Origin of the sequence: Nonomuraea sp. NPDC050310, from assembly GCF_040655795.1 — a bacterium.
In the GTDB taxonomy this organism is placed as follows: domain Bacteria; phylum Actinomycetota; class Actinomycetes; order Streptosporangiales; family Streptosporangiaceae; genus Nonomuraea.
Genome location: NZ_JBFAKP010000007.1, coordinates 43,553 through 64,435 on the forward strand (window position 1 = coordinate 43,553; position 20,883 = coordinate 64,435).

Below are 20,883 nucleotides of genomic sequence, written 5' to 3' on the forward strand. Positions count from 1 at the left end.
TCCTCAGCACAGGCCGGTCAGGGCGAGGAACTCGCTGCGGGAACGGGCGTCGGTGCGCAGCGTGCCGAGCAGGGTGGAGGTCATGGTGGTCGTCCCCGTGGCCTGCACCCCGCGCAGCGTCATGCAGGTGTGCTCGGCCTGGATGACGACGCCGACGCCCTTGGGGTCGAGCTGGTCCTGGAGCCAGTCGGCGACCTGCTTGGTGAGCCGTTCCTGCACCTGGGGGCGGCAGGCGAAGTGCTCCAGGACGCGGGCGAGCTTCGACAGCCCCAGGATCCGCTGCCCCGGCAGGTAGCCGATGTGCGCGGTGCCGACGAAGGGCAGCAGGTGGTGCTCGCAGACCGACCGCAACGGGATGCTGCGGGCCAGGACCAGCTCGTCGTACTGCTCGTCGTTGGGGAAGGTGGTCAGGTGGAAGGGGCGCGGGCTGAACAGCTCGGCGTAGGCGCGGGCCATCCGGCCGGGGGTGCCGCGCAGGCTCTCGGACTCGGTGCTGATGCCGAGGGCCGCGAGGAACGTCCGGGCGGCCTCCTCGGCGGCGGCCAGGTCGGGCGCCTGCCGGATGGGGGACACAGTCGTCACAGCCACCTCCTTTTCACCAACGAATTTTGGTCTTATTAAGACAGGCGGTCAAGCAGAACTGGTGAAATGGCCGTGACGAGCTGTCCGGCAACAGGGGCTGGCGCTATCGTGGGGGTGTGACCTCCGACATGAGCCCGGCGGACGCCAAGCTCGAATCCCTCAGCGTGCTCGGCGAGGGCACCAGGCGGCAGATCTTCGCCTTCGTCCGCCGCGCCCACCGGCCCGTCACCCGGGAGGAGGTGGCGGAGGAGGTCCGCATCTCCCGCAAGCTGGCCGCCTTCCACCTGGACAAGCTGGTCGACGCGGGCCTGCTCGGCACGCGGTACCCGGCGCCGGACGGGATGCGGAAGGTCGGCCGGCAGCCCAAGGTCTACGAGCCGGCGGACCGCACGCTCCAGATCAGCATCCCCGAGCGCCGCCACGAGCTGCTGGCGGCGCTGCTCCTGCGGGCCGTGCTGGGCGCGGGCGCGGGGGAGAGCGCGCCGGGCGCCGCCGTACGGACCGCCGGGCAGCACGGGCGCGAGCTCGGCGACCGGGACCGCGAGCGGCTGCGCCCCGGCCGGCTCGGCGCGGAGCGCGGGCTGACCCTGTGCGAGCAGATGCTGGACGAGCACGGCTTCGAGCCCGCCCGCGAAGCTCCCGATCGGGTACGGCTGCGCAACTGCCCCTTCCACCCGTTCGCCGCTCAGGCCCCCGACCTGGTCTGCGGCATGAACCACGCCTTCCTGAGCGGATACGTGGAAGGGCTGCGGGCCACGGCGGTGGAGGCGGTGCTCGCCCCTCGTCCCGGCGACTGCTGCGTGCAGTTGCGGCACGCCCAGGCGCCGGGCACGCCGCTCCCTTAGCGGCGCGTCGCGCTCACGAGCGCAAGAGCGCCTCGGCGCTCACCGGCCGCCGCCGGCGGTCGGGGTGCCGGCCGGCGCATCCCGGCGACGACGCCCGCGGTGACGAGCAGGGCGCCGATGAGGTCGGCGGGACCCGGCCGGCCGAGGCCGAGCACGAACGTGGTGAGAAGTGCGCCGACCGGGACGAGTCCGGCGAACAACCCCGCGCGGTCGGCACCGAGCCGCCGCAGCGCGTCGTACCAGAGGAAGAAGGCCCCGGCGGTGACGATCGCGCCGAGGTAGCCGAACGCCGCCGCCTCGCCCGGCGTGGGCAGGCGCAGCGCCGCCGTACCGTCCAGGACGAGACCGGCGGCCAGCAACATCGGCACGGAGAGTGCCGCCGGGTAGGCGGCCACGCGCAGCGGGCCGAGCTTGGGCAGCAGAGGTACGGCCAGCAGCGAGAAGGCCACCTCGCCGGCCAGCGCACCGAGCGACAGCAACAGGCCCTGCAGGCTGCCCGAGCCGAGCCCGGCGGCGACCGCCGTCCCGAGCGCCACGACGAGCGCGGCGCCGACGGTGCGGGCGGCGGGCCGACGGCGTTCGATCAGGGGCCCGACGAGCGCCAGGACGAGGGGGACGGCGCCGATCACGGTGCCGATCATGGCCGGGCCGGCGTGCCGGGTGGCCTCGACGAGGAAGAGGTTGAACCCGGCCAGGCCGGTGGCGGCCAGCGCGAGCAGGAGCAGAAGGTCCCGCAGGGTCAGCCGGACGCGCGGCAGCCGCTGGAAGCGGACCACGGCCAGGAGGATCACCGCGGCGAGCGCGTAGCGCAGGGCCTGCCCGGTGAAGACCGGGTAGCCGGCGATGATCGCGGAGACCGCGGTCGAGGTGCCGACGAGCAGCATGGCCGAGGCGGCGGCGAGGGGGGCGGCCGAGGTTCTCATGCGGCGTGCTCCGGCGTCTTGGACGAGGTGATGGCAGGGGAAAGGACCTTGCGGGTGACGCGCTCGGCGATGGCGGCGACCAGCTTGCGGGGCCGGCGCGGGGTCAGATGCGCGCCCAGGGCGTTGCCGAAGCCCGGCACGACGTAGCCGCGGTCGCGCTCCAGCGCCTTCAGGGTGGCGCGGACGACCGGCTCTGCGGTGGTCATGGAGCCGGTGACGGCGGCCCGGCGGGTGCCTATGGTGTCGAAGAAGTTGGTCTCGACCGGCCCGGGGCACAGGGTGAGCACGCGGATGCCCCGGCGGCGGTACTCCTGGCGCAGCGCGAGGCCGAAGTTCAGCACGAAGGACTTGGACGCGCCGTAGACCGCGAAGTACGGCGAGGGCTGGAAGCCCGCGTTGGACGCGACGTTGATCACCGAGCCGCGGCCGCGCTCCAGCATGGCGGGCAGCAGCTCGTGGGTCAGATCGACGAGCGCGACCACGTTGACCATGAGCTGGTCGTGGTCGCGGGCGGTGGAGATCTCCTCGAACCGGCCGCAGGTGCCGAACCCGGCGTTGTTGACCAGCACGTCGACGCTCAGCCCCCGGGCCGCCAACTCCCGGGCGACGCGGCGGCCCGCGTCCGGCTCGGCGAGGTCCTGGACCAGCACGTGGGCGCGCACGCCGTGCTCGGCGGCCAGCCGGTCGCCGAGAGCCGCCAGCTTGTCGCCGGAGCGGGCCAGCAGGATCACGTCGTGTCCCTGGGCGGCGAGCTGGGCGGCGAACTCGGCGCCCAGCCCGGACGAGGCGCCGGTGATCAAAGCGGTGCTGTTCATGGTCTTCTCCTTCAGTCGGTGGAGCAACTGAGATGAGACCGTACCAGTAATCCGCGAAACTGCAACAGTGATGATGCAGTTAGAGCTTCGGTCGCATCGAGCATGTATCGTCTGACGCGAGAAATGAGATAACAGGAGGCCCTATGGGTGACACGACCACTCGAGCGCTACGCGCGGACGCGGAACGGAGTGTGCGGGCGATCCTGGAGGCGGCCGAGCAGGTCCTGGCCGCCGACCCGGGCGCGTCCATGGAACAGATCGCCGCCGCCGCGGGCGTCGCGCGCACCACCATCCACCGGCGCTTCGCCAACCGGCAGGCCCTGACCGATGCGCTGGCCTCCTCAGCGGCCCGCCAGCTCGCCCAGGCGGTGGACGACGGCCGTCCGGACACCGCGCCGCCCCTGGTGGCGATGCACCGCATCACGGCCAACGTGCTCCAGGTCAAGAGCGCCTGGGCGTTCGCTTTGTCCCTGCCCGCCGAACCCGGCAGCGAGGCCGCCGAGCTGCAGCAGGAGGTCGCCCTCCGCTGCATCGCCGTCCTGCGGCGTGCCCAGGAAAGCAAGCTCATCGACGAGGCGGCCGACCTCGACTGGGTGCGCCGGGTCTACTACGCCCTGATCGGCGAGTCCCTGCACGGCGGCGCCGACCGTGACGCCGACCCGGACACCCTCGCGGCCCGCATCATCGACACCCTGCTCCACGGCGCAGGCCCCCGCCCCTGACCGTCCCCCTCGTCCCGGCAGCCGGCCTGGGCTGGGGAGGGTGGCCGTCGAAAGTGTGGATGGGCGTCTAACTAGGAGCCGGTCAGGGGCACAGAGCGCGGTTACCGTCGATGACTGGGTCGCGCGCTCGCTGATCAGGCTCCGCCCGGGTCCCGATCCGGGCCGACGAAAGAGGTCAGCGGGGGCGGCTGAGGGCGGCTTCGGCCAGGTCGGTCCACTGCTCGGCGAAGGTGTGCGGGACGACCACCCAGTCCTTGACCGTCCTGCCCTGCCCGGTCGGGTCGAAGAGGCGGGCCCCGGCCAGTTCGAGCGCGGCGGTGTGCTCGGGGGTGTCGCGGACCAGCCGGAAGACCATCGCGCCGTCGCGCTGCAGGCTGGCGAAGACCTTGCCGGCCTGATCCTTCAACGCGGGCCGTCCCATCATCCTGGAGGCCCGCACCCCCAGGTCGGCCAGTTCGGCCCCGACCTGCTGGAAATCCTCTTCCGCGCCCATGCTGCGCCCCCCAGGAATAGCTCGCCCGCCCCGCTCGGAACGGCGATCAGGCTAGCCCTCCCGGACAGAGCGGGCAAGACGCCCGAACCCCGGCTTACCTACCAGCCGATTTCCAGGCCGTTCCCTTGCCCAACGCCGACACCGCCATCGCACTGCCCTGACGGTTCGTGGCATTGAATGTCATTTGTCCGTTTCCTCAAAGTGGGAGATCACGTGAGCAGCAAGTTCGTCACCGCCCTGACCGTGGGCGCTGTCGCGGGTGCTCTGTTCGCCACACCCGCGATGGCCGGCACCGCATCGATCATGTCGCCGTCGCCCAGCCCCACGGATATGGCGCCCTCGGAGGGCGCCACGGATATGTCGCCGTCGCCGAGTCCCACGGACACCGGCACGGACACGTCCACCGGCCAGCCGGGCGCGCTCAACGAAGTCGGCGCGCTGTACAGCGAGACCACCATCCGCGGCACCGAGGGCAAGACCGTCAAGGTCGGCACCCAGTGGGGCAAGGTGGACAGCGTCTCCGACACCTCGCTCACCGTGGAGAGCGCGGACGGCACCTCCTGGACCTGGGTGGTGAACGACGAGACACAGGTCGGCATGGGCGACCAGAACCTCGACGCGATCAAGTCCGGCGACCAGGTCGCCGTGGCCGGCGTCGTCAAGGAGGGCGAGGACCGCACCGCCAGCTTCATCGGCGACCCGGTCGCGACGCTCGACAACCTGGTCAAAGAGGTGAAGGACGCGCAGTGACGCGCACTCCGGAGGCCGGGCGCCGCTGTCGGGCCCGGCCTCCGGCAGGCCCGCCTAGCGGGCGCTGTTGCGGAACGGCGCGGCCGGCCCGGTCAGGGTCGGGGCGCCGAGCAGCTTCTTGCTGGAGACGGCGTAGATGCCGTCGTTGGTGAAGACCCACACCAGCTTCCGGTCCCACTCCACGTAGATGGCGTGGGTCTGGTTGCCCAGCGCGTAGTCCGGCACGCCCTTGCTGAACCCGGACGGCACGAACTGCGCGGCGATCTTCGGCTTGCGCGGGTCGGTGGTGTCGAAGAACTGCACGCCCGCGTTGTAGAAGGCGTACGGCAGCAGCCCCTGCGCGGGGTCGCCGGGCGAGGTGTAGGCGCCCGACCGCTTGGGCCCGAAGCTGCCGCCCCGCTGGCAGTAGTCGGCGAACTTCGCCCCGGCGACCGGCTTCGGCCTGGGCAGGGCGCCGACGATGCGCGGAGCGCGCGGGTCGCGGGCGTCGATCTGGAAGACGTCCTTGTACGGCTCGTGGCAGTCCTCGCCCAGCGGGTAGCCGGAGACGTAGACCATGCCGGTCTTCTCGTACTGCGAGACGTCCACGTTGTCGGCCTCGGTGCCGCCGACCGACATCGGCAGTTCGAGGTGCGCGATCTCCTTCATGTCCGCCGGGTTGGAGATGTCCAGGACCGACAGCCCGAACCCGCCCAGCGCGGCGAAGGCGTACTTGCCGCCCTCCTCGACCGGCTTCGGGATGAACAGCGGCATCCGCGCGCCCATCCACGAGGTCTGGTTGCCGCACCGCGGGTTCTTGGCGTAGGCGGCCGACTCCGAGGCGAGTTGCCCCTTCCGGTGCCACTCGCCGACCTTGCGGGGCTTGGCCGGGTCGGACATGTCGTAGGCCTGGTAGCCCGCCGAGTACAGGTAGGTCGGCGCCTCGGTGTTGCTCCAGGTGTCCAGCGGCGCGGCGGCGATGAACATGTACTTGCCGCCGGTCCAGTACGGCACGTCCAGCGAGCCGGACCCCTGGTGCGCGCCGGGCGCGGCGTTCAGCGGGTCGGCGTAGCTGGCGTCCGTGGTGACGGTGGACAGCAGCTTCCAGTCCTTCTTGCGCGGCCCGTCAAGCCGGTAGACCTTGAAGCCCTTGAAGCTCGTCTGCTCGCGCAGCTTCTTCACGCCGTCCGCATTGTGGAACTTGGAGTGCTCCACGCTGTCGCCGAGCTCGCCGACCTGGCGCTTCTGCTCGAACGACTGGACCATCACGTACGCCTTGAGCGACGGGCTCCACTGGATGGTCGAGGCGCCCCAGTAGTCGTAGGCGTCCCAGTCCTTGCTCTTGTGCAGCTCGACGTTCTCGCCGTACTCGACCTTGACGTCGTCCCGGCTGAGGCTCTCGACGATCTTGACCTTGCGCACGTCGGTGACGTCGTAGACGCGGCCCGCGCTGCGGTCGTACTGGAAGAGGTAGCGGCGGCCGTCGAAGTCGACGATGTTCTGCCAGGTGTGGAAGTAGTCGGGGGTGAACTGCGGGCCACGGTAGGCGGCCTCGACCTTGATCGGGCCCTCCGTGTAGGAGCCCGGGTCGTAGCCCTTGGTCTTGGGGAACAGGTCCTTGGCGCCGCCGGGGAAGGAGAAGCGCTCCTCACCGGCGGGGGTGAGGTCGGGGTGGCGGAAGCTGCCGTCGAGCTGCATGCCGTACGTGCCGGGGCCGGGGTCGTCCGGGCGGCGGTCGCCGCAGACCGACGGGATGTTCTCGTCGCTCCCGTCGGTCCGTACGGCGGCGCCGGAGACAGCGGTGCCGGAGGTGAGCAGGAGGCCGAGCGCGCCTGAGGTGACCAGGGCGTTGCGGAGAAGGTGGCGCATCGCGACCTTTCTGGCTGGGGGTGCTGGGCTGCGGCTTAGCGTGGCGGCTGGTGCGGCCGCAGCCCAATGCCGAGTTCCGCCTCACGGAACCGGCGATGTTCCGTCCGGCGGAATCGGCTCCAGCAGGGTCACTCGATCCTGGCCAGGTCGATGACCACGAGTTCCTTCCCCAGCGGGTACTGCACCAGCCTGCCGTCACCCAGCGCGGGCTGGACGCTGACCGACCGGCCGAGCTTGTCGGGCCGCAGTCCCAGATCGCCCGACCTCCCGGTGACCAGGTCGTGCAGGACCTGACCGCCCTTCGGCAGATGGACGGTCATGAACCGGTCGGCGGCGAGGCCGTGCGGCGCCTCCTCGGGCAGCACGCGCTCCCCGGACCCGTCACGCCGCCGCTGGAACGGCGTCTGGTCCGGCCGCACGCCGGTGCAGGTCAGCACGCCGCACCGGACGAACTTCTCACCCGGGTGGACGACCGCCTCGCTCGTCTCGCCGGTCTCGGCGTTGCGCAGCTTCGCGAAGCTCGGCTCGTTGTCCGGGGTGTACTCGCCGGGCGTCCCGACCCACGGCCAGCTCAGCAGGTGGTGGCCTTCGGCTCCGGCGACCGCGCTCACCTCGCCGCCCGCCAGCGGCACGGTGTGGACGCCGCCCTCCAGCAGCGAGAAGACCAGCCGGTCGCCCACCACGGCGAGGGCGTCGCCGCGACCCTTGACGGGGCGGCCGGTGGCGATCGCCTCCGGTGTGCCGCCGGTGACCGGCACCGACCAGAACTCCGAGGTGCCGCGCCGCCCGGCCACCTTGATCGTCTGCCAGACGATCCGCCCCGAGCCCACGGCGAACTCCGAGGCGTGGACACCCTTCGGGGTGCGGATGTCGGCGATCTTCCGGCTGTCGCCGGTCTCCAGGTCGTAGGCGTGGATGGCGTCGGCCTTCTCGAAGCTCTCCCACGTCTGTGCCAGCAGGGTGCGGTCGTCGAGGAAGAGCAGGGGCCGCAGCTTCTGCCCGCCGGGCAGCTTGGCCGGGATCTTCCACACCGCGCCCGGCCAGACCTCGCCGACCGGGTCCGCGGCCGTGATCACGGGCCGGCGCGGGACCGGCTGGGAGGTCTCCCCGGCCGCCGACCGGCTCTCCTCGGGCCGGGCCGGTTGCACCGCGTGCTCCACGGCCGGGCCGGCGCTCTCCCGGACCGCGACCGCCACCCCGCCCGCGATCACGGCCACCATGGCCGCCGCGAGCAGGGCCTGCCTCCGCGCCCTGCGCCGCCTGGACCGGGACGCGACGAGCGCCGGCAGCTCCCGCGGCGCCCGCGGGGCGGCCTCGGCGGCGTGGACGAGGGCGTCGCGGAGGTCGTCTTCCCACTTCCCGGTCATCCTGCGCTCCCGTTGCTCGTCATGAGGTCGGCCACGGTGAGCCGGAGCTTGCTCAGGCCCAGCGAGGCATGGCTGCGCACCGTCCCGCGCGAGACGCCCAGCACCCGGGCGATCTCCGCGTCGGGCAACTCCTCGTAGTACCGGAGCACCAGCACCGCCCGCTGCTTCCTGGGCAGGTCCTCGAGCGCGTGCCACAGCCGCCGCTCCACGTCGGAGGGCAGCACGTCCACGTGCGGTTGTTCAGGGAGCTCCCATTCCAGCCGCTCGCGCCGCCGGAGCCGCCAGACGCTCACGTGCAGCCTGGCCATGATCACCCGGGTGTAGCTCTCCGGGTCGCCCTTGTGCCGTACCCGCGACCACGCCCGGTGCAGCCTGACCAGGGCCTCCTGCGTCAGATCGGCCGCGTCGTGGGCGTTGCCGCTGAGCACGTACCCGTACCGCAACAGCGCGTCCGCCCGCTCGGCGACGAAGTCCGCGAAACGGGAGTCGTCGTCCAATGACCTGTCACCTTTCCTCGGTCTGCCCCTCCCTGACGCGGCCGCCCGCGAAAGTGTTGAATCCCGGCCCGGACCCATGCTCAGCCGGACGGCCCGGCGGCGCGCCTGCTCCTCAGGGTCGGGGACCAGAGCCGACAGCAGCAACCGGCGGGTGTACGGATCGCGCGGGGCCGAGGTGACCTCGGCGGCGGGACCGGTCTCGACGAGGACGCCGCCGGCCATCACCGCCACCCGGTCGCAGAGGGAGCGCACCACGGCCAGGTCGTGCGAGATGAACAGGTAGCTCACCCCGCTGTCGCGCTGGATCTCCGCGAGCAGGGCGAGCACCTGCGCCTGGGTGGAGACGTCGAGCGCGGACACGGGCTCGTCGCAGATGATCAGGCGCGGTCCTGGCGCGAGGGCGCGCGCGATGGCCACCCGCTGGCGCTGGCCGCCGGACAGCTCGCGGGCGTGCCGGGCGCCGGTGCCGGCGGGCAGGCCGACGCGGTCCAGGAGCGCGGCGACCCGGGCCGACGCCTCGGCCGGTCCGAGCCCGCCCTGGGTGAGCAGCGGTTCGGCGAGGATGTCGGCGATGCTCATGGCCGGGTTGAGGGAACTGTAGGGGTCCTGGAAGACCGCCTGGATGAGCCGGGCCCGCTCGCGGCGGCCGGGCAGGGGATGCCCGCCGTACCGGATGCCGCCGCCGGAGACCGGCGCGAGGCCGAGCACCGCGCGGCCGAGCGTCGTCTTGCCCGAGCCGGACTCGCCGACCAGGCCGAGCGTCTCGCCCGCGGCGACGGTGAGGCTGACGCCCCTGAGCACCGGCAGCGGCGGCCGGCCCAGCCCCCGCCCGGGGTAGGACACCCGCAGCCGGTCGATCTCCAGCAGCGGCGGCCCCGGCACGGCCGCCCGCTCGCGCGGCTCGGCGTGGTGCGGGTTGGCCGCCAGCAACGCCCGCGTGTACGGCTGAGCAGGCCGGGCGAACAGCTCGCGCGTCCCGGCCTCCTCGATCACGCGCCCGCCCCGCATCACCGCCACCCGGTCGCACATGTCCGCCACCACCCCCAGGTCGTGCGTGACCAGCAGCACGGCCATCCGCCGCTCCTGCTGCAGCGAGCGCAGCAGGTCGAGCACCTCGGCCTGCACGGTCACGTCGAGCGCGGTCGTCGGCTCGTCGGCCACCAGCAGCTCGGGGTCGCACGAGATGGCCCCGGCGATGAGCACCCGCTGGGCGGTGCCGCCGGAGATCTCGTGCGGGTAGGCGCGGCAGATGCGTTCCGGGTCGGCGACGCCCACCCGGGCCAGCAGTTCCAGGGCCCGCCGCCGGGCCGCCCGCCGCGACAGCCCGAGGTGCACCCGCAGCGGCTCGGTGAGCTGGCTGCCGGTGCGGAAGCTCGGGTCGAGGTTGGACATCGGCTCCTGGGAGACGTAGCCGATGCGCGCGCCGCGGACCCGGGTGAGGCCCCGCTCGTCCAGGGCCGCCAGGTCCGTGCCGCCGAAGCGCACCTCGCCGGCGGCGATCCGGCCGCTGGGCGGCAGCAGGCCCAGGGCGGCCAGCACGGTCTGGGTCTTGCCCGATCCGGACTCGCCCACCAGGCCGACCACCTCGCCGGGCCGTACGTGGAGATCGACGCCGTCCACGACGGTGACCTCGCCGCCGGGGGCGCGGTGGGTGACGGTCAGCCCGCCGATGGCCAGCAGCGCGTCCTCGGGCGGCGCGACGGACCCGGGCCGGGGAGCAGCGGTTCGGACGGCGGGCCGCCGGGCCGGGGCATCGGCCGAGGCGCCGGCGGGGGAGTCGCCGAGCGCGTTGCCGAGCAGGGTGACGGCCAGGACCGTGCCGGCGATGGCCAGCCCGGGCCAGAGCGACAGCCAGGGCGCGCGGAAGACGTTGGCCGCCGCGTCGTTGAGCATCGAGCCCCAGCTCGCCGCGCCGGGCTCGCCCAGCCCGAGGAAGTCGATGCCCGCCTGGATGAGCAGCGCGGCGCCGAACAGCAGCGGCGCCTGCACGAGGATCGCCGAGCGGACCACCGGGAGCACGTGCCGGCCGACGATGCGCGGGTCGGACAGGCCGCAGACGCGGGCGGCGTCGATGTAGAACTCGCCGCGCACCCGCTGGGTCGCGGTGCGGACCAGCCGGTAGATCGACGGCGAGGACAGGAAGCCGACGAAGGCCATGGTGCCGACCAGCCCGGGCCCGCGGACCGCGACGAAGGCCAGCACGACGATGAACGCCGGCAACGCCATGAGCAGGTTGAACACCCAGCTCGCCACGGCGTCGGCCCAGCGGCCGAAGTATCCGGCCAGCGTGCCGGCCGTCACGCCCAGGAGCAGCGCGACCGCGGTGGCCAGCAGCGCCCCGGCGACCGTGGCGCCGGTGCCGTGCAGCAGCCGGCTGAGCACGTCGCGGCCGGAGCCGTCGCCGCCTAGCGGGTGGGCGCCGCCCGGCCCGGCGAGCGCGGCGGTCAGGTCCACATGATCGGCCCCGTACGGCGCCAGCCAGGGGCCGGCGACCGCGGCGACGGCCACGAGCAGCAGGAAGGCGGCGGGCAGGAGCGCAGCCGGCCGCAGCAGAGCGGTCCTCATCGGGTGCGCACCTTGGGGTCGAGCCAGCTCACCAGCAGGTCCACGATCAGGTTGACGGTCAGCACGATCAGCACCCCGACGACGACCACGCCGAGTACGACCGGGATGTCGGCGCGGCTGGCGGAGGCGGCGGCCAGGCTGCCCAGGCCGTTGACGGCGAAGATCTGCTCCACCACGACCGCCCCGCCGAGCAGGCCGATGAACTGCAGGCTCACCACGGTCAGCGCGGTCGGGGCGGCGTTGCGCAGCACGTGCCGCAGCAGCAGCCGCCACCGGGGCAGCCCGCGCCCGCGCAGCGTCCTGACGTAGTCCCGGGCGAGCACGGCCGCCACCGCGTTGCGGGTCTGCGCCGCCACCGCCGCCACCGATCCGGCGGCGATCGCCGCGACCGGCAGGACCAGCGAGCGCGCCCAGCCCGCGGGGCTCTCGGCGAAGGCCACGTACCCCGTGGCGGGCAGCCAGCGCAGTTGCACCGCGAAGACGATGATCAGCAGCAGGGCCACCCACAGGCCGGGCACGGCGAAGCCGAGCACCGCCACGGCCTGCAGCAGGCGGTCCAGCGCGCCCCGCCGGACCGCCGCCGCCAGGCCGAAGGCGATGCCGAGCACGGCCGAGACCAGCGTGGCGGCCACCGCGAGCGAGGCGGTCACCGGCAGCCGCGCGGCGATCGTCTCGGCCACCGGCAGCCCGGTGAACCACGACACGCCCAGGTCGCCGCGGACCGCGCCGGCCAGCCAGCCCAGGTAGCGCTCGCCCGCCGGCCGGTCGAGCCCCAGCTCGTGCTGCTTGGCGAGGATCTGCTCGGCGGTCGCGGTCGGGCCGAGCAGGTTGTGCGTGGGATCGGGCACCAGGGCGGTGAGCAGCGAGGTGATCGCGGTGATCGCCAGCAGCAGCACGGCCGCGCCGAGCAGCCGCCGGGACAACTGCTTGATCATGACGAGCTCACCGGCCGGTAGTCGCGCAGGAAGACGAAGAGCTGGTCGGCGGCGGCCTCCACCTTGACCTTGTCCTTCTTCCAGACCAGCAGGTTTCGCGAGGCGTACAGCGGGGCGAACCACGCCTGCTCCACCACGTAGGCGTTGAGCTCGCGCAGCAGCGGCCCGCGCGCGGCGTCGTCGGCGACCGAGATCTCGTCCAGCAGCCCCTCGACCTTGGCGTCCTCGGTGTGGAAGGGGTTGAACACGCCGCCCTTGGCCAGGAACAGCGAGGCGTCCAGCCAGTTCTCGGTGGCCGTATAGGTGTACATGAACGCCGGGTAGGTGCCGGCGAGGTACTGCTGGGTGATGAGGTTGCTGGTGACCGGCTTGTAGGTCACCTTGATGCCGATCTGGCCGAGCTGCTGGGCGACGATCGGGTAGAGCGCCGGGACGTAGGTGTTCTCGCTCGGCAGGGTGAGCTCGAAGCCGTCCGGGTAGCCCGCCTCGGCCAGCAGCCGCCGGGCCTTGTCCGGGTCGTAGGGGTAGCGGGTGTTGAGCGTCTCGTCGTAGGCGGGGGTGCCGGCGGCGAACATCTGGGTGCGGCGGCTGCCATGGCCCTTGTCGACGGCCTTGAGGATGCCCTCGGCGTCGAGGCCGTGGTTGATCGCCTGCCGTACCTTCTGCTTGGCCAGCGGGGGCGCGAGCTTGCCTGCGCGGTCGACGATCCACATGCCCATGATCAGCCCGGGCATCGTGCGGTGGGCCAGGCCGCCCGCCTCGACCTGGGGGAGCGTGGCCATGGGCACGCCGCCGGCGTCGACCTGGCCGCTGAGCGCGGCGTTGGCCATCGCGTTGGTGTCCGGGAGCGCTTTCATGACCACCTTGCCGAAGCCGTAGGGCGTGGGCAGCGAGTACCGGGGGTTGCGCACGAAGGTGTAGGAGGTGCCGCGGGTGCTGGCCGTAAGGTCCAGGACGTACGGCCCGCTGCCCACGGGGTGGGTCTTGAGCGTGGCGAACGCCTTCGGGCTGGCGATCATGCCCGGCACCATGGAGAGCTGGTAGAGCAGCCCCGGATCGGGCTTCTTCAGGGTGATGGTGACCTCGGCGGGCCCGGTGGCCTGGACGTCGGCGATGCCGGCCAGCGCCGACTGGGTCGCGCCGGGCGTGTCCAGCCCGCGCCGCAGGTTGGCGCGCACCGCCTCGGCGTCGAGCGGGGTGCCGTCGGAGAAGGTGACGCCCTCGCGCAGCGTCAGGGTCAGGGTGGTCTTGGCCGCGTCGTAGGCCCACCTGGTGGCGAGGCCGGGCGAGACGGAGAAGTCGGGGTTGAGCGTGGTCAGCGAGGAGTAGACGGCCTGGAGGTAGCCGAGCGAGTTGCCGCCGGCGCCCACGGCGGGGTCCCAGGTCGACACGTCGGCCGCGACGGCCAGGGTGAGGGTCGGCTCCGCCGTGCCGGCCGGGCCGGAGGCGCCGGAGGAGCAGGCGGTGGCGGTGAGAACGAGGGCGAGGGTGGCGGCGGCCACGCGAGAGCTCGGCATCGGAACCTCCTCGGGTTCGGGATGCGGCGAGGCTAACAAAAACTACCTATCAATTGGTAGGCTTTCGTTGACGTCGCCGATCCCTGGAGTTCACATGCCTGTCGACCCGAAGATCGCCCCGCTGGTCGCGATGATCCACGCCGCGCCCCCCGCGCCGCAGGACGCCGTCCGGCGCCGCCGCCTGAACGCCGCGCGCAAGGCCGCGGGCGAGACCGCCTACGCCGACTACGTCCAGGAGGAGCCCGAGGTCGCCGAGATCGTCGAGGAGAAGATCAAGGTGAGCGGCCCCGACGGGGAGATCACCGTCCGGGTGTACCGCCCGGACGGCCCGCCCGCCGGCGCGATGGTCCAGTTGCACGGCGGCGGCTGGGTGATGGGCACCCTCGACGACGCCGACCGCAGGTCCCGCGCGGTGGCGGCGGGCGCCGGGGTCGTGGTGGTCAACGTGGACTACCGCCTCGCCCCCGAGCACCCCTTCCCGATCCCGGCCGAGGACTGCTACCGCGCCCTGGAATGGGTGGCCGAGCAGGCCGGCCGCGTCGGCTACGACCCCGAGCGCATCGCCGTCGGCGGGGAGAGCGCCGGAGGCAACCTCAGCGCCGCGGTGTGCCTGCTGGCCAAGGAACGCGGCGGCCCGATGCCGGTGCTCCAGGTGCTGGAGATCCCCGCCCTCGACCTCACCCGCGCCTCCTCCACCGTGGAGACCTACGCCGTCGGCCACGTGCTGACCAAGGCGGAACTGGTGTGGGTGATCGACACCTACCTCGACGGCCAGGACCCCACGCACCCGATCGCCTCGCCCCTGCACGCCCCCGACCTGACCGGGCTGCCGCCCGCGCTGATCGTCTCGGCCGAGTGCGACCCGGTCGCCGGTGACGCCAGGCGTTACGCCGCCCGCCTGGCCGCGGCCGGCGTGCCGGTCACCTTCCGCGAGTTCGAGGGGCACGTGCACGGCTCCCATCTGCTCACCGGGCTGCTGCCGTCGGCACGGGAGTGGCGCTCCCTCGTGGTGAACGCGGTCGCCGCGGCCGTCCGCCGCTGAGGCCGGGTGCCCGCCGTGCACGTCACCGCACCCCGCGCCGAGCACCGCACCGACCCGCTCGGGCTCGGCGAGAGCCGCCCGCGGCTGTCCTGGACCACCGCCACCGACCGGCCGGGCTGGCGGCAGAGCGCCTACGAGATCGAGGCCGGCACCGAGCGCTTCACCGCGGAATCGGCCGAATCCGTGCTGGTCCCGTGGCCCTTCGCCCCGCTGACCTCGCGCCAGCGCGTCCAGGTCCGGGTGCGGGTGCGCTCGGCCGAGGGCGACTGGTCGGGCTGGAGCCCGCCCGCCGCCTTCGAGGCCGGGCTCCTGCACCCCGCCGACTGGTCGGCGCGCTTCGTCTCCCCGCCCGCCGACGAGCACCTCCTGCGCGGCGACTTCACCGTACGGCAGGCCGTCACCGCCGCCCGGCTGCACGTCACCGCCCTGGGCGTCTACGAGGCCGAGCTCAACGGCGTCCGGGTCGGCGACCACGTCCTGGCCCCCGGCTGGACCAGCTACCACCACCGCCTGCGCTACCAGACCTTCGACGTCACCGGCCTGATCCGGCCCGGCCCCAACACCCTGGGCGCGATCCTCGCCGACGGCTGGTACCGCGGCCGGCTCGGGTTCGAGGGCGGGGCCACCGGCATCTACGGCGACCGGCTCGCCCTGCTGGCCCAACTGGAGCTCACCTTCGCCGACGGCGGCACCCGGACCTTCGGCACCGGCCCCGGCTGGAGATGCGCCGCCGGGCCGCTCATCGCCGCGAGCATCTACGACGGCGAGACCCACGACGCCCGCCTGGAGGTGCCCGGCTGGTCGTCCCCGGCGCCGCCGCCCGACCCCGCGACCTGGCGGCCGGTCGAGGTGGTGGAGCACGACCTCGCCACCCTCGTCGCGCCCACCGGCCCGCCGGTGCGCCGCACCGGGGAACTGGCCCCGGTCGAGGTGCTGACCTCGCCCTCCGGCCGGACCGTGCTCGACTTCGGCCAGAACCTCGTCGGCCGGCTGCGCATCACCGCCGAGGGCGCGGCGGGCGAGCGCGTCGTGCTGCGCCACGCCGAGGTGCTGGAGGACGGCGAGCCGGCCACCCGGCTGCTGCGCACCGCCGCCGCCACCGACGTCTACGTCCTGCGCGGCGGCGGCCCCGAGGTCTGGGAACCGCGCTTCACCTTCCACGGCTTCCGCTACGCCAGCGTCGAAGGACCCGCCGACCCCGGCCTGGTGAGAGCCGTCGTCTGCCACACCGACATGCCGCGCACCGGCCGCTTCGAGTGCTCCGACCCGCTGGTCGAGCGGCTGCACGAGAACGCCGTGTGGAGCATGCGCGGCAACTTCCTCGACCTGCCGACCGACTGCCCGCAACGCGACGAGCGCCTCGGCTGGACCGGCGACCTCCAGGTCTTCGCCCCGACCGCGGCCTTCCTGTACGACTGCGCGGGCCTGCTGGAGTCGTGGCTGGCCGACGTGGCCGCCGAGCAGGCGCCCTCCGGCGCGGTCCCGGTGGCGGTGCCGAACGTGCTGGGCGAACGCTCGGTCTTCGCCGCCGCCGGGTGGGGCGACGCCATCGTGCTGGTCCCCTGGACGCTCTACCGGCGCTACGGCGACGCCGGCCTGCTGGAGCGGTGCTTCCCCGCGATGTGCCGCTACGTCGACCACGTCGCCGAGCTGGCCGGGCCGTCGCGGCTGTGGACCGAGGGTTACCAGTTCGGGGACTGGCTGGACCCGGCCGCCCCGCCCGACCGGCCGGGCGCCGGGCGCACCCCGAAGGAGGTCGTCGCCACGGCCTACCTCGCCCACTCGGCCGGGGTGCTCGCCCGGGCCGCCGAGGTCCTGGGCCGCGACGCCGAACGCGAGCGCTACCAGGCCCTGGCCGCCGCGGTCGGCGAGGCGTTCGCCGCCGCCTACGTCCGGCCGGAGGGCACCGTGCTCGGCGACTCGGCCACCGGGTACGCGCTCGCCCTCACCTTCGGCCTCCTGCCGGAACCCGGCCAGCGCGAGTTCGCCGGCCGGCGGCTGGCCGAGGTGATCGCCGAGGGCGGCCACCGCATCGCCACCGGCTTCCTCGGCACCCCGCTGGTGTGCGACGCGCTGACCGAGGCCGGGCAGGTGGCGACCGCCTACCGGCTGCTGCTGCAGCGCGAGTGCCCCTCGTGGCTGTACGCGGTGACCATGGGGGGCACCACGATCTGGGAACGCTGGGACAGCCTGCGGCCCGACGGGACGGTCAACCTGGGCGAGATGACCTCCTTCAACCACTACGCGCTCGGCGCGGTCGCCGACTGGCTGCACCGCTGCGTGGCCGGGCTGGCGCCCGCCGCGCCCGGCTACCGCAGGCTCCTGATCCGGCCCCGGCCCGGTGGCGGGCTCACCCGGGCGCGGGCCGCGCTCCGCACGCCGTACGGCCCGGCCGAGGCGGCCTGGCGGCTGGATGGCGAGCAGGCCGGCGAGCAGGGCGGCGAGCTGGACGGCGAGCTGGACGGCGAGCTGGAGGTGACGGCCGTGGTGCCGCCGAACACCAGCGCGCTGGTGCACCTGCCGGGCGGTGAGCCGTTCGAGGTGGGGTCAGGGCGGCACCGGTGGACGGTTCCGGTCCCGGCCGGCCTTCCGGCTCCGGTCTCGGTTCCGGTCTCGGTTCCGGTCTCGGTTCCGGTCTCGGTTCGGGTGGACAAAGCCACCGACTGATCGGTGGGTTGTTAGGGTGATCGCATGCCTTCGCGAAAGCCGTACGCCATCGGCATCGCCCGCCGCGAGCAGATCCTGCGCGCGGCCCGGGAGCTGTTCAGCGTCCGCGGGTACCGCGGCGCGTCGATGCGGGACGTGGCGGCCGAGGTCGAGCTGACGCTGGCCGGGGTCCTGCACTACTTCCCGACCAAGGAGGACCTGCTGGCCGAGGTCCTCCAGCACCGCACCGACGTCGACGTGCCGTGGTTCTACGCCACCTGGGAGGAACTGGGCAGCTTCCGCCTGGCGTTGCGCGAGCTGATGGTGCGCAACATGGCCGAGCCGGGGGTGATGCGGCTGTTCACCACGCTCTCGGCCGAGGCCACGGACCCCGCCCACCCGGCCCACGACTTCTTCGTCAAGCGCTACCGCACCAGCCGGGAGCTGTTCGACGAGGCCGTGACCAAGGCGCGGGAGGCCGGCGAGGTCACCCGCCCGGTCGCCGGCCCCGCGCTGGTCGCGGTGCTGGACGGCCTGCAGATCCAGTGGCTCATCGAGCCGGACTTCGACCTGCTGGCCGCGCTCGAGTCCTACCTCGACTCCATCACCGGCTGAGCAACGCGTTGACCTCGGCGGCCAGCCGCTCCAGCTTGTCGGGGTCGAGGTAGGCGCCGGGGAAGCGGGCCAGCCGGCGCAGCGGCACCGAGCCGGCCATGCGCAGGCCGGAGTCGCTGAGGAAGCGGGAGTGCGGCTGGCCGGTCTCGGCCGGCGGCCGCATCTCGCGGCGCAGCACCTCCAGCCCGCCGGGCACCGCGGCCCAGTCGGCCAGCGGGGACTCCGGCGTCAGCACCACGCGGGGCGGTTCGGCGGTCAACGTCACCTCGCCGCTGAGGCGCAGGTCGCGGGAGGAGGCCCCGACGTGCACGACGGCGGTGCCCGGCTCCAGCGTCCAGCGCCGGCGCAGCGGGTGGTAGAAGGAGAAGTCGCGGGCGGTGAGGGTGAAGCGCACGACGGCGCTCTCGCCCGGTGCCAGCTCCACCTTGCCGAAGGCCCGCAGCTCCCGCTCGGGGCGGCGCACCTGGGTGCTGGGCGCGCCGACGTAGACCTGCACGACCTCGCGGCCGGTCCGCTCGCCGAGGTTGGTGATCCGGGCCGAGACCCGCACCACCAGGTCCTCCTCGGTGCCCTGCTGGTCGAGCTCCAGGTCGGCGTAGCCGAAGCGGGTGTAGGACAGGCCGTGGCCGAAGGGGTAGCCGACCTGGCCGCCCACGGCGTCGTGGTGCCGGTAGCCGACGAAGACGCCCTCGCCGTAGCGCACGGCGCCGAGCTCGCCGGGGAAGGTCAGGTAGGAGGGGGTGTCCTCCAGCCGGAGCGGGATCGTCTCGGCCAGCCGGCCGCAGGGGTTGGCCACGCCGTAGAGCAGGTCGGCGAGCGCGCCGCCGCCGGCCTGGCCGAGCAGCCACCCCTCCAGGACGGCCGCGGCCAGGTGGTCCCAGCCCGCCAGCCGTACCACGCCGCCGTTGGACAGCACGACCACGACGCGGGTCCCGGTCGCGGCCACCCGCTCCAGGAGGGCGAGCTGGTTGGCCGGCAGCTCCAGGTGGGTGCGGTCGTAGCCCTCCGACTCGTCGGCGGCCGGCAGGCCCAGGCACACCACGGTCACCTCCGCCCCGCCCGCCACCCGGACGGCCTCCTCCTCCAGTTCCGGGCAGCGCCCGGTCTCGGCCGGCCGGTAGCCGGGGGCGAACGCCGGCTCCCGCCCGGCCAGCGCGCGCACCTCGGTGAGCAGGTCGTCCAGCCGGGTGGGCACGATGTGCGAGCTGCCCGCCCCCTGGTAGCGTGGGGTCCGGGCGAACTCGCCCACGATCGCGACCCGATCGGCGGGCCGCAGCGGCAGGACGCCGTCGTTCTTCAGCAGCACCGCGCACTGCGCGGCGGCCTCGCGGGCCAGCCGGTGGTGGCCGCCGGCGTCCCAGCCGGTGGGGGCCGGCTCGGCGGCGTGGCGGGTGGCGCGTTCCACCAGGTCCAGCACGCGGCCGGCGGCGGCGTCGAGCACCTCGGGGTCCAGCCGGCCGGACTCGACCGCGGCCACCAGCGAGGCGTCGGTGCCGCCGCCGGAGCTCGGCATCTCCAGGTCGAGCCCGGCGCGCAACGCCGCCACCCGGTCGTCGACCGCGCCCCAGTCGGAGACGACCACGCCGCGGAAGCCCCACTGCTCGCGCAGCAGCTCGGTCAGCAGCCACGGGTGCTCGGAGGCGTAGACGCCGTTCAGCCGGTTGTAGGCGCTCATCACCAGCCACGGCCGGGCCGTGGTCACCACGTGGTGGAAGGCCGGGAGGTAGATCTCGTGCAGCGTCCGCTCGTCGATCTCGGCGCTGATCCGCAGCCGGTCGGTCTCCTGGTTGTTGGCGGCGAAGTGCTTGACGCAGGCGCCGACGCCCTGGGACTGGACGCCCGAGACGAGCGCGGCGCCGAGCACGCCGGACAGGTGCGGGTCCTCCGAGAAGTACTCGAAGTTGCGCCCGCACAGCGGCGAACGCTTGATGTTCACCCCCGGCCCGAGTAACACCTGCACGTCCATGGCCCTGGCCTCGCGGCCGAGCGCCTCGCCCACGCGGCGGACGAGATCGGCGTCCCAGGAGGAGCCGAGCGCGACCGCGGGCGGGAAGCAGGTGGCCGGCAGGCTGTGCTCGACGCCCAGGTGGTCGCCCCCGGCGGGCTGGCGGCGCACGCCGTGCGGGCCGTCGCTCAGGGTGATCGAGGGCACCCCGGCGCGGTCGATCGCCTGGGTCAGCCAGAGCGACTGGCCCGAGGTGAGCGAGGCACGTTCGGCGAGGGTGAGCCGGGCGAGGACGCGGTCTGGCATGGGGACCCTTTCGGTCAGAACTCCCTGTCAGTCGGCAGGATAACCCGCTCATCGCCCTACTACCAATCAGTCGGTAGGTTTTTGTGCGGTCGGGCGGGATGCGGTCCACCGCATCCCGCCGGCTCACAGCGGGATCATCGAAGGGTCAGTACTTCTTGATGGCGTAGGTGTGCGCCACGGCCTTGGGGTGGCTGCTCGGGCAGTGCCCCGTCGTCGAGTAGCTGCCGACGTAGGCCCACGGGCCGCGCACGGTGGTCCTGGTGGAGCCGTTGCTGCACGTGGCGATCGCCTGGACGTAGCCGCCGCCGCCCGTGCACTTGGCCCAGGTGTAGACGTAGACGCCGTTCTTCGGGTAGCCGAAACCGCTCGAACAACCCGTCGGAAGCGGCTCGGCGTTCGCCACGCCGGGGGTGACCAGCACGAACGCCGCGGCGGCCAGGGAAGCCGCCAGAGTCATGATCTTCATGACA

At 73.4% G+C, this 20,883-nt stretch carries 17 protein-coding genes; 6 read left to right on the forward strand and 11 right to left on the reverse strand.

Going from position 1 to position 20,883, the window contains the following annotated elements; all coding sequences use genetic code 11:
• Window positions 1-3 precede the first annotated feature (3 nt).
• The gene (gene folE / locus AB0I67_RS19160; RefSeq protein WP_357925636.1) at window positions 4-573 is read right to left on the reverse strand and encodes a GTP cyclohydrolase I FolE; all 570 of its coding nucleotides are present in this window, start codon (window positions 571-573) and stop codon (window positions 4-6) included.
• Window positions 574-698: 125 nt separating this feature from the next.
• On the opposite strand from folE, the gene AB0I67_RS19165 reads away from it, so the two are divergent.
• Entirely contained in the window at window positions 699-1,427 is a 729-nt protein-coding gene (locus tag AB0I67_RS19165; RefSeq protein ID WP_357925001.1) for a helix-turn-helix domain-containing protein, read from the forward strand.
• Here the strand turns inward: AB0I67_RS19165 and AB0I67_RS19170 are convergent.
• Window positions 1,424-2,350: a DMT family transporter gene (locus AB0I67_RS19170; protein WP_357925004.1), complete on the reverse strand. Its 927-nt coding sequence runs from the start codon at window positions 2,348-2,350 to the stop codon at window positions 1,424-1,426. The two genes, AB0I67_RS19165 and AB0I67_RS19170, sit on opposite strands and share 4 nt — an antisense overlap.
• Window positions 2,347-3,165, reverse strand: a complete 819-nt coding sequence (locus tag AB0I67_RS19175; protein WP_357925007.1) for an SDR family oxidoreductase — start codon at window positions 3,163-3,165, stop codon at window positions 2,347-2,349. Before AB0I67_RS19175 ends, AB0I67_RS19170 begins: the two co-directional genes overlap by 4 nt.
• 191 nt (window positions 3,166-3,356) lie before the next feature.
• Here AB0I67_RS19175 and AB0I67_RS19180 point away from each other — a divergent pair, with 191 nt between their 5' ends.
• Window positions 3,357-3,887 carry a helix-turn-helix domain-containing protein gene (locus tag AB0I67_RS19180; RefSeq protein WP_357925010.1) on the forward strand — a complete coding sequence of 177 codons (531 nt, stop codon included), beginning with the start codon at window positions 3,357-3,359 and terminating at the stop codon, window positions 3,885-3,887.
• Between the two features lie 175 nt (window positions 3,888-4,062).
• Here the strand turns inward: AB0I67_RS19180 and AB0I67_RS19185 are convergent, their stop codons facing one another.
• Window positions 4,063-4,380 carry a hypothetical protein gene (locus AB0I67_RS19185; RefSeq protein ID WP_357925012.1) on the reverse strand — a complete coding sequence of 106 codons (318 nt, stop codon included), beginning with the start codon at window positions 4,378-4,380 and terminating at the stop codon, window positions 4,063-4,065.
• A 213-nt stretch (window positions 4,381-4,593) separates the two neighbouring features.
• Here AB0I67_RS19185 and AB0I67_RS19190 point away from each other — a divergent pair, with 213 nt between their 5' ends.
• Window positions 4,594-5,130 carry a DUF5666 domain-containing protein gene (locus AB0I67_RS19190; RefSeq protein WP_357925015.1) on the forward strand — a complete coding sequence of 179 codons (537 nt, stop codon included), beginning with the start codon at window positions 4,594-4,596 and terminating at the stop codon, window positions 5,128-5,130.
• 54 nt (window positions 5,131-5,184) lie between these two features.
• On the opposite strand, the gene AB0I67_RS19195 is transcribed toward AB0I67_RS19190, so the two are convergent.
• The 5 genes from AB0I67_RS19195 to AB0I67_RS19215 all read right to left on the reverse strand — a co-directional run bounded on the left by AB0I67_RS19195 (window position 5,185) and on the right by AB0I67_RS19215 (window position 13,859).
• Window positions 5,185-6,978: a hypothetical protein gene (locus AB0I67_RS19195; RefSeq protein WP_357925018.1), complete on the reverse strand. Its 1,794-nt coding sequence runs from the start codon at window positions 6,976-6,978 to the stop codon at window positions 5,185-5,187.
• Between the two features lie 128 nt (window positions 6,979-7,106).
• Window positions 7,107-8,345, reverse strand: coding sequence for a hypothetical protein (locus tag AB0I67_RS19200; RefSeq protein WP_357925021.1), 1,239 nt, complete (start codon window positions 8,343-8,345; stop codon window positions 7,107-7,109).
• Window positions 8,342-11,407, reverse strand: coding sequence for a dipeptide ABC transporter ATP-binding protein (locus AB0I67_RS19205; RefSeq protein WP_357925024.1), 3,066 nt, complete (start codon window positions 11,405-11,407; stop codon window positions 8,342-8,344). Before AB0I67_RS19205 ends, AB0I67_RS19200 begins: the two co-directional genes overlap by 4 nt.
• On the reverse strand, window positions 11,404-12,342 hold the full coding sequence (locus tag AB0I67_RS19210; protein ID WP_357925027.1) for an ABC transporter permease: 939 nt from the start codon (window positions 12,340-12,342) through the stop codon (window positions 11,404-11,406). The genes AB0I67_RS19205 and AB0I67_RS19210 overlap by 4 nt, the downstream gene beginning before the upstream one ends.
• Window positions 12,339-13,859: an ABC transporter substrate-binding protein gene (locus AB0I67_RS19215; RefSeq protein ID WP_357925030.1), complete on the reverse strand. Its 1,521-nt coding sequence runs from the start codon at window positions 13,857-13,859 to the stop codon at window positions 12,339-12,341. Before AB0I67_RS19215 ends, AB0I67_RS19210 begins: the two co-directional genes overlap by 4 nt.
• Window positions 13,860-13,953: 94 nt before the next feature.
• Here AB0I67_RS19215 and AB0I67_RS19220 point away from each other — a divergent pair, with 94 nt between their 5' ends.
• From AB0I67_RS19220 to AB0I67_RS19230, 3 genes are read left to right on the forward strand one after another with little or no spacing between them, the layout of a single operon-like run.
• The gene (locus tag AB0I67_RS19220; RefSeq protein WP_357925032.1) at window positions 13,954-14,901 is read left to right on the forward strand and encodes an alpha/beta hydrolase; all 948 of its coding nucleotides are present in this window, start codon (window positions 13,954-13,956) and stop codon (window positions 14,899-14,901) included.
• Between the two features lie 15 nt (window positions 14,902-14,916).
• Window positions 14,917-17,568 carry a family 78 glycoside hydrolase catalytic domain gene (locus AB0I67_RS19225; protein WP_357925035.1) on the forward strand — a complete coding sequence of 884 codons (2,652 nt, stop codon included), beginning with the start codon at window positions 14,917-14,919 and terminating at the stop codon, window positions 17,566-17,568.
• 24 nt (window positions 17,569-17,592) lie between these two features.
• A complete protein-coding gene (locus AB0I67_RS19230) occupies window positions 17,593-18,162 on the forward strand; it encodes a helix-turn-helix domain-containing protein (RefSeq protein ID WP_357925037.1) in 570 nt (189 codons plus the stop codon).
• On the opposite strand, the gene AB0I67_RS19235 is transcribed toward AB0I67_RS19230, so the two are convergent.
• A complete protein-coding gene (locus tag AB0I67_RS19235; protein WP_357925040.1) occupies window positions 18,152-20,413 on the reverse strand; it encodes a glycoside hydrolase family 3 C-terminal domain-containing protein in 2,262 nt (753 codons plus the stop codon). The two genes, AB0I67_RS19230 and AB0I67_RS19235, sit on opposite strands and share 11 nt — an antisense overlap.
• 145 nt (window positions 20,414-20,558) lie before the next feature.
• On the reverse strand, window positions 20,559-20,879 hold the full coding sequence (locus AB0I67_RS19240; protein WP_357925042.1) for a hypothetical protein: 321 nt from the start codon (window positions 20,877-20,879) through the stop codon (window positions 20,559-20,561).
• Window positions 20,880-20,883 lie beyond the last annotated feature (4 nt).

Coding starts and splice junctions, on each gene's coding strand:
- AB0I67_RS19175 (WP_357925007.1), bottom strand. CDS start 3,165: ATGAACAGCACCGCTTTGATCACCGGCGCCTCGTCCGGGCTGGGCGCC.
- AB0I67_RS19235 (WP_357925040.1), bottom strand. CDS start 20,413: ATGCCAGACCGCGTCCTCGCCCGGCTCACCCTCGCCGAACGTGCCTCG.
- AB0I67_RS19200 (WP_357925021.1), bottom strand. CDS start 8,345: ATGACCGGGAAGTGGGAAGACGACCTCCGCGACGCCCTCGTCCACGCC.
- AB0I67_RS19170 (WP_357925004.1), bottom strand. CDS start 2,350: ATGAGAACCTCGGCCGCCCCCCTCGCCGCCGCCTCGGCCATGCTGCTC.
- AB0I67_RS19195 (WP_357925018.1), bottom strand. CDS start 6,978: ATGCGCCACCTTCTCCGCAACGCCCTGGTCACCTCAGGCGCGCTCGGC.
- AB0I67_RS19220 (WP_357925032.1), top strand. CDS start 13,954: ATGCCTGTCGACCCGAAGATCGCCCCGCTGGTCGCGATGATCCACGCC.
- AB0I67_RS19230 (WP_357925037.1), top strand. CDS start 17,593: ATGCCTTCGCGAAAGCCGTACGCCATCGGCATCGCCCGCCGCGAGCAG.
- AB0I67_RS19240 (WP_357925042.1), bottom strand. CDS start 20,879: ATGAAGATCATGACTCTGGCGGCTTCCCTGGCCGCCGCGGCGTTCGTG.
- AB0I67_RS19210 (WP_357925027.1), bottom strand. CDS start 12,342: ATGATCAAGCAGTTGTCCCGGCGGCTGCTCGGCGCGGCCGTGCTGCTG.
- AB0I67_RS19205 (WP_357925024.1), bottom strand. CDS start 11,407: ATGAGGACCGCTCTGCTGCGGCCGGCTGCGCTCCTGCCCGCCGCCTTC.
- AB0I67_RS19215 (WP_357925030.1), bottom strand. CDS start 13,859: ATGCCGAGCTCTCGCGTGGCCGCCGCCACCCTCGCCCTCGTTCTCACC.
- AB0I67_RS19185 (WP_357925012.1), bottom strand. CDS start 4,380: ATGGGCGCGGAAGAGGATTTCCAGCAGGTCGGGGCCGAACTGGCCGAC.